Source organism: Lentzea sp. NPDC020367 (assembly GCF_044387305.1).
In the GTDB taxonomy this organism is placed as follows: Bacteria; Actinomycetota; Actinomycetes; order Mycobacteriales; family Pseudonocardiaceae; genus Lentzea.
The window spans coordinates 792,191-806,890 of record NZ_JBIRVV010000003.1 but is presented as its reverse complement, the minus strand read 5'-3'; the positions used below and the strand labels follow the sequence as shown (position 1 = coordinate 806,890).

At 69.7% G+C, this 14,700-nt stretch carries 15 protein-coding genes; 7 read left to right on the top strand and 8 right to left on the bottom strand.

The window, feature by feature from the left end; genetic code table 11:
• Positions 1-53: 53 nt before the first annotated feature.
• From ACH413_RS16260 to ACH413_RS16250, 3 genes are read right to left on the bottom strand one after another with little or no spacing between them, the layout of a single operon-like run.
• Entirely contained in the window at positions 54-629 is a 576-nt protein-coding gene (locus tag ACH413_RS16260; RefSeq protein WP_360047497.1) for a nuclear transport factor 2 family protein, read from the bottom strand.
• 57 nt (positions 630-686) lie between these two features.
• Complete coding sequence (locus ACH413_RS16255) at positions 687-1,388, bottom strand: WYL domain-containing protein (RefSeq protein ID WP_360047496.1); 702 nt, start codon at positions 1,386-1,388, stop codon at positions 687-689.
• Entirely contained in the window at positions 1,385-3,397 is a 2,013-nt protein-coding gene (locus ACH413_RS16250; RefSeq protein WP_360047495.1) for a DUF2339 domain-containing protein, read from the bottom strand. The genes ACH413_RS16255 and ACH413_RS16250 overlap by 4 nt, the downstream gene beginning before the upstream one ends.
• A gap of 112 nt (positions 3,398-3,509) precedes the next feature.
• On the opposite strand from ACH413_RS16250, the gene ACH413_RS16245 reads away from it, so the two are divergent.
• Genes ACH413_RS16245 through ACH413_RS16225 form a run of 5 tightly spaced genes read left to right on the top strand, consistent with a single transcriptional unit; the run spans position 3,510 to position 8,595 of the window.
• Entirely contained in the window at positions 3,510-4,475 is a 966-nt protein-coding gene (locus ACH413_RS16245) for a LacI family DNA-binding transcriptional regulator (protein WP_360047494.1), read from the top strand.
• Complete coding sequence (locus ACH413_RS16240; RefSeq protein WP_360047493.1) at positions 4,472-5,881, top strand: sugar ABC transporter ATP-binding protein; 1,410 nt, start codon at positions 4,472-4,474, stop codon at positions 5,879-5,881. The genes ACH413_RS16245 and ACH413_RS16240 overlap by 4 nt, the downstream gene beginning before the upstream one ends.
• Positions 5,878-6,783 carry an ABC transporter permease gene (locus ACH413_RS16235; protein WP_360047492.1) on the top strand — a complete coding sequence of 302 codons (906 nt, stop codon included), beginning with the start codon at positions 5,878-5,880 and terminating at the stop codon, positions 6,781-6,783. Before ACH413_RS16240 ends, ACH413_RS16235 begins: the two co-directional genes overlap by 4 nt.
• 28 nt (positions 6,784-6,811) lie before the next feature.
• Positions 6,812-7,732 (top strand): substrate-binding domain-containing protein, encoded by a 921-nt coding sequence (locus tag ACH413_RS16230; protein WP_360047491.1) that lies wholly within the window; start codon positions 6,812-6,814, stop codon positions 7,730-7,732.
• Positions 7,729-8,595: a ribokinase gene (locus ACH413_RS16225; RefSeq protein WP_360047490.1), complete on the top strand. Its 867-nt coding sequence runs from the start codon at positions 7,729-7,731 to the stop codon at positions 8,593-8,595. Before ACH413_RS16230 ends, ACH413_RS16225 begins: the two co-directional genes overlap by 4 nt.
• 1 nt (position 8,596) lies before the next feature.
• On the opposite strand, the gene ACH413_RS16220 is transcribed toward ACH413_RS16225, so the two are convergent.
• Positions 8,597-9,652 carry a right-handed parallel beta-helix repeat-containing protein gene (locus ACH413_RS16220; RefSeq protein ID WP_360047489.1) on the bottom strand — a complete coding sequence of 352 codons (1,056 nt, stop codon included), beginning with the start codon at positions 9,650-9,652 and terminating at the stop codon, positions 8,597-8,599.
• 156 nt (positions 9,653-9,808) lie between these two features.
• On the opposite strand from ACH413_RS16220, the gene ptsP reads away from it, so the two are divergent.
• Entirely contained in the window at positions 9,809-11,440 is a 1,632-nt protein-coding gene (gene ptsP, locus ACH413_RS16215) for a phosphoenolpyruvate--protein phosphotransferase (RefSeq protein ID WP_360047488.1), read from the top strand.
• On the opposite strand, the gene ACH413_RS16210 is transcribed toward ptsP, so the two are convergent.
• Positions 11,437-11,841 carry a Rid family hydrolase gene (locus tag ACH413_RS16210; RefSeq protein WP_360047487.1) on the bottom strand — a complete coding sequence of 135 codons (405 nt, stop codon included), beginning with the start codon at positions 11,839-11,841 and terminating at the stop codon, positions 11,437-11,439. The genes ptsP and ACH413_RS16210 overlap by 4 nt on opposite strands.
• Positions 11,842-11,966: 125 nt before the next feature.
• Between ACH413_RS16210 and ACH413_RS16205 the strand changes: the two genes are divergently transcribed.
• Positions 11,967-12,365 (top strand): MarR family transcriptional regulator, encoded by a 399-nt coding sequence (locus tag ACH413_RS16205; RefSeq protein WP_360047574.1) that lies wholly within the window; start codon positions 11,967-11,969, stop codon positions 12,363-12,365.
• On the opposite strand, the gene ACH413_RS16200 is transcribed toward ACH413_RS16205, so the two are convergent.
• From ACH413_RS16200 to ACH413_RS16190, 3 genes are read right to left on the bottom strand one after another with little or no spacing between them, the layout of a single operon-like run.
• Positions 12,362-13,201 carry a LysR family transcriptional regulator gene (locus ACH413_RS16200; protein ID WP_360047486.1) on the bottom strand — a complete coding sequence of 280 codons (840 nt, stop codon included), beginning with the start codon at positions 13,199-13,201 and terminating at the stop codon, positions 12,362-12,364. The genes ACH413_RS16205 and ACH413_RS16200 overlap by 4 nt on opposite strands.
• Positions 13,198-14,214: a hypothetical protein gene (locus tag ACH413_RS16195; protein ID WP_360047485.1), complete on the bottom strand. Its 1,017-nt coding sequence runs from the start codon at positions 14,212-14,214 to the stop codon at positions 13,198-13,200. Before ACH413_RS16195 ends, ACH413_RS16200 begins: the two co-directional genes overlap by 4 nt.
• Positions 14,199-14,672, bottom strand: a complete 474-nt coding sequence (locus tag ACH413_RS16190) for a sigma-70 family RNA polymerase sigma factor (RefSeq protein ID WP_360047484.1) — start codon at positions 14,670-14,672, stop codon at positions 14,199-14,201. Before ACH413_RS16190 ends, ACH413_RS16195 begins: the two co-directional genes overlap by 16 nt.
• Positions 14,673-14,700: the final 28 nt, after the last annotated feature.

Here is a 14,700-nt window from a genome sequence, read left to right as displayed (position 1 = left end):
TCTACTTCCGTCACTCTGTCGAGGGAAATCTTTGCCTGGTTGTAGTACGACGGTCAGTAGCGGAAAGGCCTCGTGCCGGTCAGGGACCAGGAGCAGGTGACCCTGCCGTCCCGCACGGCCAGCAGGTCGGCTCCGCTGACCGCGGGTCCGGTCCACAGGAACGCGATGGTGCCGCGGACGAGGTCCAGGACCGGCTCCCGGTGCAGGGTCAGGGACCGCGTGTCGAGCCAGCCGTCGAGGACCTGCCGCAGATCACCGCCGTCGGCGGGCGGGAGGTCGGGCGTCGTGTCGCGCTCACCCACGAACGTCCAGTTCTCCGCGATCTTGTCGCCAGGCAGGACGTTGAAGTCGAAGCCGGTCTTCACGGTGCCGTCGGGCTTGCGCACGTCCCACAGGTAGGCGAACTGATCGCCGTCGTCGGCGAGCGTCCGCGCGGTGAAGACGTTGACGTGCTGGGCGCGATAGCCCTCGATGAACCTCACCTGGTCCGCAGGACCGACCACGTCGTCCAGCCCCTCGGTCTGTGCGGACCACTGAACGCAGTCGGGAGTCATCAGCTCGTGGGCCAGCGTCGGGTCCTCGCTCCACATACGGCACCACTGCTGCATTCGTTCTTCGTTGTTGTTCATGTACGAGATGGTTCCAACGGACCGCGACACCGTTATGTCGGTGTTCGGCGTCACATTTCAGCGCAGGGCCTCGGCGTCCAAGCGGTCGAGTTCCGCCGCCCACTCCGCCTCGCGGGGACTGAACCGCTCATCGGTCAGCACGGCGGTGGCGATTCGGTCCAACTGGAACCCGCGCACCCCGTCCCGCAGTCGGCACCACGCGACCACGTACCAGCCGTGCGGTCCCCACAGCAGGCCCATCGGCTCGACGTCACGGCTCGAGGTCGCCTCCGCCCTGTCGGTGTAGGCCAGGTGCAGCACCCGACCGGTCACCAGGGCGTCCTCGACGGTGTCGGCCACCTGACCACTGATCGCGGGGAGATCGGGGTGTGGACCGACCCGGTGCACCCGCGCGGCCAGCGCGTCCTCCCGTTGCCGCACGTCGGGAGGCAGCACGGCCAGCACCTTCTGCGCCGCCTGTCGTGCCGCATCAGCGAACGGAGTGGCGGACGCGGCTCGCAACGCGACGCTGATCGCCAACGCCTCGCGTGCGGTCAACGTCACGGGCGGCAGCGTGCGCTCGCGGTCCAGGCTGTACCCGCCGTTGCGTCCGGTGTCGCTGCGGATCGCGACACCGGACTGCCGCAACGCGTCGAGGTCCCGTTCGACGGTGCGGGCGCTGACCTCGAACCGCCGCGCCAGCCAGGCGGCGCTGCGCGGCCTCGGCGAGACGGCCCGGAGCTCCTCGACCAGCGCGTACAGCCGTTCGGTGCGGTTCACACCGACTTCTTGGCCGTCGTCACCAGTTTCGCGTAACGGGTACCGGCGGTGAGCAGGACCAGACCGGCCCCGAGGAACGCCAGCACGCGGGCGATCCCGTCGAGCGCGGAGAGGTCGAACAGCACCAGCTTCACGACCGCGGCACCGACCAGGATCAGGCCGGAGATCCGCAGCGCCTTGTTGTTGATGCCCCTGACCAGCAGGAACAACGCGGCGATCGTCCACGAGACCGTGACCACAGAGTGTCCGAAGAGGAACCCGGTCTCGTCCGGCGACACCAGCAGCGCCGCGCACAGCACCGCACCCGCCGCGCCGTAGAGCAGCACGAGCCCGGACACGATCCACGGGAACGGGTGCCTGGCCGGCTCGCGCAGCACCTGCATCTTGAGCGCGGCCCACGGCAGCACGGCCGCGAAGACACCCAGGACGACCGCCGTCACCAGGCCCGCCGCGTAGTCGCCGGGCTCGACGTCGTTGAAGAACCGCGGCTCCTCCACCAGCCAGGTGATCGGCACGGCCTGCCCGATCGCCATGAAGAACCCGAGCACGCCGAACGCCGCCGACCCGACCAGCGCGCTCTTCTTGTTCAGGCGCGCCGCGAGGACCGCCAGCAGCACGGCCTCGGCCAGCACGATCGCCGTGCGGACGTTGCCGTCGAGCGCGATCACCGTGGTCTGGAACAACGCGAGCATGCCCGTCGCACCGGCCGCCGTCGTGAACCCGCGCGGCAGGTCGGGGACCATCCAGATCGCCAGCAGCACGGCGGCGACCACCCCGGCGAGGATCGAGTTGGCCGGGTCCTTCAGCAACGTCGTCGCGAACAGGGCCGGCAGTGCCGAACCGGCGATCAACGCCACCGCGACGATGTCGTCCGGCCGCTTGCGGATCGTGAGGAACGCGACGGCGATGCCGACGACGGTCGTGGCCGCCGTGACGCCGACCACGGTCCACTCGTAGGAGCGCGGGATGGCGTTCGCGGTGGTGAGCAGCGAGGCGAGGATCGCGGGGAAGCCGCCGGCGATCGCGAGGCCCGGCCAGTTGCGGTTGATCTGGACCGGCGTGCTGGCCATCTTCAGCACCAGCAGGAAGCCGACGAGCAGGACCGTGAAGCCCTCGGTGATGATCGGCGAACACAGGGCACAGGCTGCGACAACGCTGACCGCGAGCGCTTGCGAGTCCCACTTCAGCGCGAGCACGACACCGGCCGCCGCGACGGCGAGTCCGACGACCAGGCCCACGCCTTCCGGCACGTAGCCGTACAGGCTCGTCGCGGCGATCACGTCCAGGTAGAGACCGGCGAAACCGGTGAAGGCCAGCGCCATCGCACCGGTACGACCGGCGGGGTTGCGGTGCAGCCACATGCCGATGCCGACCATCGCGCCGCTGAACACCGCGCCGCCGATCACGCGCGGCAGCGGGCCGAGCCAGCCGCGCTGCACGGCGAGGATCAGCAGCAACACGAAGCCGAGCACGGTGATCGCGCCACCGACCCAGGCCAGCAGCTTCGCGCCGGCGCCGTCCTTGCCGAGCTTCTCGAACACGGTCTCGCGCGGCGGCAGCGGCTGCTGTGGCCACGGCTGCTGCTGCGGGTGGGGCCACTGCGCCTGGGGAGGCGGCGGGAAGTTCCGGCCGGGGAACTGCGGGCCGGGAGGCGGCGGCGCCTGGGTCGAGGCAGCGGCGTGCTGCGACCACGGGTTCGGCTGCTGCGGCACGCCAACGGGCGGCGACGGCACACCGACGGGCTGCTGCGGCGCAGGTCCAGGACCTTGCTGCGGCACACCGGCCGGCTGCTGCGGACCCTGCTGCGGCACTCCGGCGGGCGGCGTCGGGACGGTCGTGGCCGGCGGCTGCGGCACCTCACCGGGCCGTGCCACCTCAGGTGCGTCGAGCACCGCGGTCGAGGTGGAGCGCTCACGCAACTCCGAGCTGATCGTCGTCAGCCGCTGCCCGATGGCCGCGAGCTCCAGCGCAAGGCGCTGCTCGTCTCCGAGGCGATCCTGTCCGTCCATGTGATCAGAGTGAGGCAGAGCACGCCCAGTGACATCCGTACACCTACTCATCCACAGGTCTCGGCTTGACTACATACATGTGTAATCGATTAACTACGCCCTCGTGACGACCATGAAGGACGTTGCGCAGCACGCCGGCGTCTCCACGGCCACCGTGTCGCGCGTGCTCAACGGCCATGCCGCACCGACGCCCGAGACCCGTGAGCGCGTGCTCGCCGCGATCGAGGAGCTCGGCTACCGGCCCAACGCCCTGGCGCGATCCCTCAGGACCACCAGCACCCAGACCCTCGGTCTGGTCATCAGCGATCTGCTGAACCCGTTCTTCGCCGAGATCGCGCGAGCGGTCGAGGACGAAGCCCGGTCACACGGCTACTGCGTCGTGATCGGGAACGCCGACGAGAGCGCCGAGCAGGAAGCGACCTACGTGCGCACCCTGCTCGACCGCCGGGTGGACGGCCTCCTGCTGTGCCCCGCGACCGACGACCCGAGTCTGGTTCGCGAAGTGAGCGCAGGCGGCGTACCGCTAGTTCTGCTCGACCGGACGGTCAGGGGCGCGACATGCCCCGTCGTCCGCGCTGACGGCAGCGAGGCATTGACCGCGCTCGCCCGGCGGCTCGTCGGCGCCGGCCACACCCGCATCGGAGTGATCGCGGGTCCGCCGAACACCTCCACTGGAAGAGAACGAACCGACGTGCTCACGGGGTCGCTCGGCGGCCTCGCGCAGGTCGTGCACGGCGACTTCCGCCAGGAGAGCGGCAGTCAGGCCGCGGCCAAGCTGATCGATGGCGGCGCCACCGCGCTCGTCGCGATGGACAACCTGATGGGCCTCGGCGCGTTGGGCGAGGTCAGGGCACGCGGCCTGCAGATCCCGCACGACATCGCGCTCGCGGTGTTCGACGACCAGCCGTGGTTCCCGCTGCTCGACCCGCCGATCACGGTCATCGCGCAGCCGACCGTGGAGATGGGGCGCGCCGCTGCCCGCAGCCTGCTGGCCCTGATCAACGGCCAGCAGCCCGACGACGTCCGCCTCACCGCGAAGCTCGTGCTGCGCGGTTCGCTCGGGGAGGCCGAGCTGTGAACACCCTGATCACCGCCCGCGGGATCACCAAGCACTTCGGCGCCACGAAGGCGTTGGACGGCGTCGACCTCGACATCAACGCGGGCGAGGTCCACGTCCTGCTCGGCGAGAACGGCGCGGGCAAGTCCACGCTGGTCAAGGTGCTGGCGGGCATCCACGGCCAGGACGCAGGAACGATCGAGGGTCACACCAGCCTCGCCGTCATCCACCAGGAACTGGCGTTGGTCCCCGAACTCAGCGTCGCCGAGAACCTGTTCCTCAACCGGCTTCCGCGCAGGTACGGCTTCGTCGACCGCGCCGAGATGCGCCGCAGGGCCCCGAGGCTGCTGGACCGGGTCGGGCTGAACGTCGACCCAGACGCCAAGGTCAAAGACCTCGGCATCGCCCAGCAGCAGATGATCGAGATCGCCCGCGCGCTCGACAAGAACGCCGGCGTGCTGATCCTGGACGAGCCGACCGCGGTCCTCACCGAGACCGAGACCGACCGCCTGCTGCAGATCATGGCCCAGCTGCGCGACAACGGCGTCGGCCTCGTCTTCATCACCCACCACCTCGACGAGATCCAGCGCGTCGCCGACCGCATCACGATCCTCCGCGACGGCCGGAGCGTCGGAGTTCTGGGTCCGAAGGCCACCACTCAGCACATGATCGAGCTGATGGTCGGCCGCCCGATCGACGAGCAGTACCCACGCGCGCGACAACGTCCTGGCCAGCCCCTGCTGAGCATCCAGGGCCTGACCAAGCGCGGCGTCTTCGAGAACATCAGCATCGAGGTCCACGCGGGCGAGGTCGTCGGCATCGCGGGCCTGGTCGGAGCGGGACGAACGGAAGTCGCGCGAGCGGCGTTCGGCGTCGACGGCTACGACCACGGCACGGTCGCGGTCGACGGGAAACCGTTGCCCCGCCACGACGTCCAGGCCGCCATCAGGGCAGGCCTCGGCCTGGTGCCTGAGGACCGCAAGGGCCAGGGCCTCGTCCTGACGGCCACCGTCGGCCAGAACCTCGAACTCGTCACCCTCGACAACCGCGACGAGAAACGCCTGCACGACATCGCGGGCAAGCTCCGGATCAAGGGCCGCGTCGAGCAACCGGTCAAGGAACTCTCCGGCGGCAACCAGCAGAAGGTCGTCATCGGCAAGTGGCTGCTGGCCGACCCGAAGGTGCTGATCCTCGACGAACCGACCAGGGGCGTCGACGTCGGCGCCAAGGTCGAGATCTACGAGCTGATCAACCGCATGACCGCGCAGGGCCGGGCCGTGCTGCTCGTGTCCAGCGACCTGCCCGAGGTGATCGGGATGAGCGACCGCGTCGTCGTGATGGCCCACGGCCGGGTGGCCGGTGAGCTGCCCAAGGGCGCGACTCAAGACCAGGTGATGGCACTCGCCGTGCAGGAGATTTCGGCATGACCACGATCAGCATTCGCAAGTACGCAAGCGAGAACGGTGCCCTGGCAGGGCTCGTCATCCTCGCCCTGGTCATCGCGATCATGCAGCCCGCGTTCCTCAACGCGCAGAACCTGCTCAACGTCGGCGTGCAGGCCGCGGTCATCGCGATCATGGCGTTCGGCATGACGTTCGTGGTGGTGGCGGGCGGGATCGACCTGTCCGTCGGCAGCATCGCCGCACTGGCCGCGATGGTCGGCGCGCTCACCGCCGGACCGGTTGGGCTCCTGGTCGGCGCGCTCTGCGGCCTCGTCAACGGCGCGCTGGTCAGCTACGGCAAGCTGCCGCCGTTCATCGCGACGCTCGCCATGCTCAGCGTCGCCCGCGGCCTCACGCTGGTGTTCTCCGAAGGCCAGCCGCACGAGACCGACGCACTGGTCACGTTCCTCGGCTCGAACCTCGCGCCGATGGTTCCGTTGCCACTGCTGCTGATGCTGGCGTTCTTCGGCATCACCGGCCTGATCCTCACGCGCACCAACCTCGGCCGTCGCATGTACGCGATCGGCGGCAACGAGGAAGCAGCCAAGCTCAGCGGCATCGACGTCCGGAAGCAGAAGCTCTGGATCTACGCGCTGAGCGGCCTGTTCGCCGCCGCCGCGGGCCTCGTGCTCGCGGGACGGCTCGGGTCCGCCGGTCCGCAGGCAGCGGCCGGCTACGAGCTCGACGCCATCGCCGCTGTCGTCATCGGTGGTGCGTCGTTGTCCGGTGGCGTTGGCCGCGCCACCGGGACGTTGGTCGGCGCACTTGTGCTCGCCGTCCTGCGCAACGGCCTCAACCTGCTGCAAGTGCCGCCGTTCTGGCAGCAGGTCGTCATCGGCGTGGTGATCGCTCTCGCCGCGCTGCTCGACTCACTTCGCCGTCGCTGAAAACCCGCAACAGGTAAGGAAGACACCAATGAAGGTGACCCGACGGATCGCGTTGACGCTCGGTGCCGCTGCTCTTGTGGCGACCGGGTGCAGCGGAACTGGGGCGTCCGGAGGAAACGGCATCACCATCGGCCTCGCCGTGTCCACTTTGAACAACCCGTTCTTCGTGGAACTGCAGCAGGGCGCGCAGGAGATGGCGGACCAGCTCGGCGCCAAGCTCACCGTGGTCGACGCGCAGAACGACGCGACGAACCAGATCAACCAGGTGCAGACGCTGGTGACGCAGGGCGTCAAGGCGATCCTGCTGAACCCGGTCGACTCCAAGCAGTCCGCGCCCGCCGCCAAGGCCGCCGAGATGGCGAACATCCCGCTGATCTCCGTCGACCGCGCGGTCGAGGGCGGCAAGGTCGCCGCCGAGGTCGCCTCGAACAACGTGTCGGGCGGCAGCCTCGCGGCCATCGAACTGGGCCGCGCCGCCTCCGGCGAGGTCGCGCACCTCAAGGGCATTCCCGGCGCGTCGGCGTCACGTGACCGCGGCCAGGGCTTCGAACAGGGCCTGAACAGCGGCAACATCAAGGTCACCGCCACCGCCGTGGCCGACTTCGACCGCGCCAAGGGCCTCAACGAGACCACGAACCTGTTGCAGGGGCACCCCGGCCTCAAGGGCATCTTCGCCGAGAACGACGAGATGGCGCTCGGCGCGATCAAGGCCCTCGGCGCCCGTGCCGGCAAGGACGTCATGGTCGTCGGCTTCGACGGCACCCCGGACGGCCTGAAGGCGATCCAGGACGGCACGCTCGCCGCGACCATCGCGCAGCAGCCGAAGCTGCTGGGCTCCAAGGCCGTCGAGCAGGCCGTGCACGCCGCCAAGGGCGAGCCGGTCCAGCAGGTCGTGGACGTCGAGGTCAAGGTCATCAACGCGAAGAACGTGGCAGAGTTCATCAAGTGACGAACGCTCTGCTTGTTCTCGGGTCCGCCAACGCCGACCTCGTGGTCGAGGTCGGCAGGCGGCCCGCCGGCGGTGAGACCGTGCTCGGCGGCGACACCGTCGTGCTGCCCGGTGGCAAGGGCGCCAACACCGCCGTCGCCGCTGCCCGCGTCGGTGCTTCCGTCGCGTTGATCGGCGCCGTCGGTGGCGACGGCTACGGCTCGCTGCTGCGGGAATCGCTGGAGTCGTCCGGCGTCGACACCGCTCTGGTGAAGACCTCCGCGCGCCCCACCGGGATCGCCTACATCACCGTGACGCCGGACGGCGAGAACTCCATCGTCGTCTCGCCCGGTGCCAACGCCGACGTGTCACTGTCCGATGTGGACGGTGTTGCGTTCGACGGCGCCCAGGTGCTGACCTGCTCGCTGGAAGTGCCGCTGGAGACGGTGATCCACGCGATCGGCGTCGCGTCCAAGGCGGGCGTCCGCACCGTGCTGAACCTGTCGCCGGTGGCGGAACTGCCCGCGGAGACGTTGAAGCAGCTCACGGTGCTGATCGTGAACGAGCACGAGGCCGCGCAACTGGTCGGCGACGACTGGCGCGACCTGCTCAAGCTCGGCCCGACCTCGGCGATCGTCACGCTGGGCTCGCGCGGAGCGGCCGTCGTGGCGCAGGCGGGCGTGGTCGAGGTGCCGTCGATCGAGGTCGACGAGGTGGTCGACACGACCGGCGCCGGTGACGCGTTCGCCGGAGCGCTCTCGGCACGACTGGCCGAGGGCGACGACATCGTCCAGGCCGCCAGGTACGCGGTGAAGGTGGCCGCGCTGTCCGTCACCAAGGCCGGCGCGCAGCCGTCCTACCCGACGGCCGCCGAGGTCGGCTGACCTACGCCCGCACGGCCGCGCGCTCGTCGAACAGGTCCTCGCTCGGCAGCACGTACCTGTCGACGTCCGGTGCCTTGTCCGGCAACGGGTCCGCGGGCATCTCCGGCTGCAGCGGCGGCGCGGCGACCTGGTTGAACGGGATCCCGCGCGGCGCCCTGGACTTCTTCTGCGGCGCGTCGGCTTCGTAGCGCACGTCCTGGCCGTTGCCGACGATCACGTTGGTCTCCAGGTGGTTGTCCTTCGGGTCCTGGCCGGGGCTCAGCGCCAGCCCGACGCCGGGGTTGCCGGTGATCAGGTTGCGGGACACCAGGTTCTTCGCGCTGGTCAGGATCCTCATGCCGAGCCCGAACGCGCCGTCGGCCTGCGCGGGTGAGAGGGCCTCGTCGTTGTCGGACACGAGGTTGCCGACGAGCACGACGTCCTCCTGGCGTTCGGCGGCCGAGGTCATGCCGACCCGGTTGCCGCTGAACCTGTTGCCCAGCACGAACATCCGGCCGGACGCGTTCGTGCCCTGGTAGCCGACGGCGTTGCGTTCGGCGACGTTGCCGCGCACGACGACGTCGCACGGCTTGCACCGGCCGACGGAGAACCCGGAGTCCGCGCTGCCGCTCGCGTAGCTCTGCTCGATCACACCGTTCTGGGCGTTGAGAGCGCGGACGCCGAACCGCGCGTTGTTGCTGGCCGTCACGTAGGAGACGCGGAAACCGCGCTGCTCGGAGATCAGCACACCGTGGGCCGTGTGGTTGCGAACGGTCAGGTTCTGCACGGACACGTCCTCAGCGGCGACCTCGATCCCGTTCTCGCGCTTGACCTCGCCGTCGATGATCACGCTGCCGCGGCGGGCTCCCCTGATCGTGAGGCCCTTGGTCCTGACCCGCACCGATTCCTCGTAGACGCCCGGCGACACGACGATGGTCGCGCCCTCCTGCGCCGCGTCCACTGCCTCCTGGATGGTGCTCAGCTGAGCGGGAACGTTGATCTCGGGGCCGAGGCCCGGTTGCGCCGACGTGCATCCGGCGACCAGGAGGACTGCGGCGAAGACGGACGGAAGTCGCACAGCGGGACCGTACTGCTCCGAACGGCCTACTGTCACACCGCCGTCGGCCGTCCGTGTTAAGCCATGATGACGAACGGAGCATCGTTGCGCGTTCCGCCGCTCAATTGGTCACACTGAGCTGTCCTGGGTTTCCGGTCGGAGGGTATGGTCTAGACCATGTCGAGCGCGCGGCTGAGCGGTGTCGGTGTGAGCAGTGGTCGGGCAACCGGCCCCGTGGTGAGGATCGCCGAGGCCCTGCCGGAACCTCCTGCGGGCCAGCGAACAGCGGATACGAAGATGGAAGCCTCCCTCATCCGCCCTGCGGCCGAGGTCGTGGTGCAGCGCCTGATGGAGCGCGCGAAGACGGTCGAGGGCGACGCCCGTGCCGTTCTGGAGACCACGGCGGCGATGGCGGGTGACCCGTCGCTGATCAAGGCCGCCGAGAAGCTCGTCGTCGACCAGTCGCTGACCGCCGCCCGTGCGGTGCACCAGGCCGCCGAGAAGTTCATCTCGGCACTGCAGGGCGCCGGTGGCTACATGGCTGAACGGGCCCGTGACGTCCAGGACGTCCGCGACCGCGTGGTGGCCGAACTCCTCGGCCTGCCCGCGCCCGGCGTTCCCGACCTGGCTTCGCCGTCCGTGCTGGTGGCGCGCGACCTCGCGCCCGCCGACACCGCCGGCCTCGACCCGTCGAAGGTCCTGGCCCTGGTCACGGAGGAGGGCGGCCCGACCTCCCACACCGCGATCCTCGCCCGGTCGCTGGGCATCCCGGCCGTCGTCGCGTGCCGCGGCATCCTGGCGTTCGAAGGCACCTCTCTCGACGTCGACGGCGACACCGGCCAGGTCCGCGAGTCGGACGGCAAGGTCCGCTCGGCCGGTACCGGCAAGAAGGCCTCGTGGAACGGCGTCGGTGTCCTCAAGGACGGCCACCGCGTCAAGGTCCTGGGCAACGTCGGCTCCCCTGCCGATGCTCAAGCCGCTGCTCAGGCGGGTGCGGAGGGCGTCGGCCTGTTCCGCACGGAGTTCTGCTTCCTGGACGCCGCAGAGGAACCGACCGTTGCTGAGCAGACTGCTGCTTACGAGGCTGTGCTGGCGCCGTTTGCGGGCAAACCCGTTGTGGTGCGCACCCTCGACGCGGGCGCGGACAAGCCGCTGGCGTTTCTGAACCCGGCCCCCGAGCCCAACCCGGCCCTCGGTGTCCGCGGCCTGCGCGTCGCGTTCGACCGCCCGGAGATCCTGGACCGCCAGCTCGAGGCCATCGCCGCCGCGGCCAAGTCCTCCGGCGCCGACGTCTCGGTCATGGCCCCGATGGTCGCCACCGCCGCCGAAGCCGCCTGGTTCGTGGAACGTGCCCGCAAGGCCGGCATCCAGCGCGCCGGCGTGATGGTCGAGGTCCCGTCGGCCGCACTGTCGGCCCGCGAGATCCTTCAGGTCGTCGACTTCATCTCCATCGGCACCAACGACCTGGCCCAGTACGTCTTCGCCGCCGACCGCCAGCTCGGTGGCGTCGCCGCGCTGAACGACCCGTGGCAGCCCGCGTTGCTGCGCCTGATCGCCCAGGTCGGCGAGGCGGCGACCGCCACCGGCAAGCCCGTCGGCGTCTGCGGCGAGGCGGCGGCCGACCCGTTGCTCGCGTGCGTGCTCATCGGCCTCGGCATCACGTCGTTGTCCATGAACCACACGGCTCTCACGGGCGTCGGCGCGAAGCTCGCGACGACCAGCGTGGACATCTGCCAGCTCGCCGCTCGTGGCGCGCTGGCGGCGGGCGACCCGGGCTCGGCCAAGCTCGCTGCCCGCGCACCGCACTAGCTGATCGCGGTCACGCGGATCTCGATGCGCATCTTCGGGTGACCGAGGGCGGTGACCCCGCTCTCGGTCCAGATGGGTGCGCGGTCGCCCATCCGCGCACGGAACTGCTCGACCATCACGCGGTTGTGGTCGTCGAACGAGTCGTCGCCGAGCACGTGGTACGAGTTCACGTGCACGACGTCGGCCCAGGACGAGCCCGCCGTCGCGAGCGTGCGCTCGACGTTCTCGAACGCGCGCACGATCTCCTCCTCGAGCGACTCGGGAAACTCGAACTCGTCGCTCCAGCCGCCCTGACCTGAGGTCTCGACGCGGTCGCCGATGCGCACGGCCTGGCTGTACCGCATGTTCTTGAGCTGGGTGTCGCCGTATCCGGGGGTGGCGAAGAACTCCGGCTTGCTCATGACTCTTCCCTTCGATGACTTCATGCTTGAAGTCAAACCTAGCATGACTTCAAGCATGAAGTACGCTGCGCGGTGTGGAGTGGCTGAACGCCGACGAGAAGGACGCCTGGACCGGCCTGGTCTCGATGCTGTTGTTGCTGCCGGGCCGGCTGGAGGCACCGTTGCAGCAGGAGTCGGGCCTGAGCCTCTTCGACTACCTGGTGCTGAGCCACGTCTCGGAGGCGAAGGACCGCAGCATGCGGATGAGCGAGCTCGCGCACCTGGCGAACGGCTCGCTGTCGCGGTTGTCCAACGTGGTCAAGCGCTTCGAGCAACGTGGCTGGGTGGTGCGTTCCCCTGACCCGGACGACGGCCGCTACACGATCGCCACGCTCACCGACGAGGGCTTCGAGGTGGTCGAGGCCGCCGCGCCCACGCACCTGCGCGCGGTCCGGGAGTTCGTGCTCGACCCGCTCACCGCCGCCGACCGCCAGGCGTTGACGCGCATCGCGGCCAAGCTGCGCCTGACGATCCCGCCGCCCTAGCGCTGGAGCTGGTCGAGAACCGCGCTGATCAACGGGTGTTCCTCCGACCCCTTGCGCACCGCCGCGACCACCCGCCGCAACGGCGCGACTCCGGCGACCGGCACGCCGCGCACGGCGTTGCGGGGAGCCAACGCCACCCCGGCTCCCGCGTCGACGAGCGCCTGGATCGCCCGGAAGTCATCAGACGTGTGCCTGATACGCGGCGTGAACCCCGCCTGCGCGCACGCCATCTCCACGACGTCCCGCAACGGGTTGCCCGGCAGCGTCACGACCCAGTCCTCGTCTGCCAGTTGCTGCAGCTCAACCGGTCCCTTCAGCGCGTGCCCCGGCGGCAGCACGACGTCGAAAGGCTCGGTGTAGAGCGGGAACCGCGTGAAGCGGTCGGTGGTCCGGTGCTCCTCGGTGATCGCCACGTCGATCTCGCCGTCCAGCAACAGCCGCACGCTCTCGTGCCCCTCGGCGTCGCGCACGGACAGTTCGATCGACCGTTCCTTCAACGCCGCCAAGGCCGGCGCCACCACCTGCGTGATCGCCGACGCGAACGCCGCCACCGCCACCCGCCCCGCCGAACCGGAGGCGAGAGCGTCCAAAGTGGCCTGCGCGCGTTCCAGTTCCGCGGCGACGACATGAGCGTGCGTGACGAGCAGTTCACCGGCGGGCGTCAGCGACACCCGGCGGCCCTTGCGCAGCAGCAACGGGTGCCCTGCCTCGGACTCCAGCGCCGCGAGCTGCTGCGACACCGCTGACGGCGTGAGGTGCAGTGCGGCGGCCGCGGCCGTCACGGTGCCGTGGTCAGCGAGTGCGCGCAGCACGCGAAGCCGTCGTGGGTCGATCACCGCTCAATGATGGGGGATTCCACTTCGCCGTTCACGGGGACGTCCTGAGGCACGATCGGGTCGAAGTCCACCTGCTCCAGCAGGAGGTACTCCTCCTCCGAGATGGCCATCTGCGCGGGCAGTCCGAGCTGAGGCCTGGTGAGCACGTCCCGCCTGAGGATCGGCAGGCCGGTCTCCGGGTTCATCACCAGCTGCGTCTCGACGTCGGAGAACTGGAACGTCGGCGGCGCGGCGATCGCCACCGCGATCCCCTTGCGTTCGTTGGGCACCGTCACCTCACCGAGGAACCGCGCCCCGTCGAGCGTCTTGAGCAGCTCGAACGCCGCCCGCCGCTGGTCGTCGCGCACGTTCGAGCTCATCAGGTCCATCGCGAGCGACCCGATCCGGTAGGTGTCCTTCCCCACGACGGTCTCCAGCGCCTTCCTCAACTCCTGCGGGTCTGCGGGCAAGGAGTCGAACGAGTCGAAACGCGTCTGGCTGTGCAGGGACATCTGGAACCCGGAGACGCTGGTCTTCTGCACGGCCGGCTTCATCGGGCCGATGCGCACCAGGTGGTTCCCGCCGACCTGGGGCACGGTCTCCGGCCTGCCCGCCTCCTCCCACTCCCTGCCGTCGGGCTGGAGGGAGAACGCCCGCACGTCACCGTCCTTCTGGACGACCGTGACCTGCTGGTTGGTGGCCAGCCACCGTTCGGTCTTGGAGTCGAAGAACGCGGCGTACGGCTTGGCCGGGTCGCCGACGATCATCACCGACCACTGCCGCGTGAGCGCGTGCCACCACTTCGGAGGCGCTGCGGGCTGCACGGGCTGAGGAGGTGCGGGCAGCAGCACGACCGCGAGCACGATCACCGCACCGATGACCGCCAACGGAGCGAACCGCCGCACGAGCTGCTTCCTGGCAGGCTTCTCGTGGGGCAACAAGACGATGCGCGCGAGGTCGCGTTCCATCCGCCCGGAGTCGACCTCCGGCGTCGGAGGCTTGGCCTGCGCCAGGTCTTTCAGGATGTCTTCCACGACGCCCTCGCACTGTCGAATTTCGGAGTCCAGAGAGCGGCCTGCAAACGTCGTCGAGCCCGATGCAGCCGCACGAAGAACGTCGCCGTCGTGCACCCGAGCACCTGCGCGGCCTCGGCCGCCGCCAGCCCGTGCCACGCGATGAGCGTCAGCACCTCCTGGTCGGCCTCGGACAGGCTCGCCAGAGCCGCACGCAGCTCGATCACCGCGAAGTCGTCTTCTGCGGGGAAGTCGGTGAGTTCGTAGGTCGTCGCCTCGCGACGGGTCGCGCGCACCAGGTTGCGGGCGATGCCGAGCAGCCACGGCAGCGCGTTCGACGGCATCTGGTCGAGCCTGCGCCAGGCGATCGTGAAGGTCTCGCTGGTGATGTCCTCGGCGACCCGGCCGCCCGCGTGGCTCGCCGCATAGGCGAGCACTCGCGGGTAGCACTCGCGGTAGACGATCGAGAATTCCTCCACGACGGGAAGTGCGCTGACCGGGCCGATT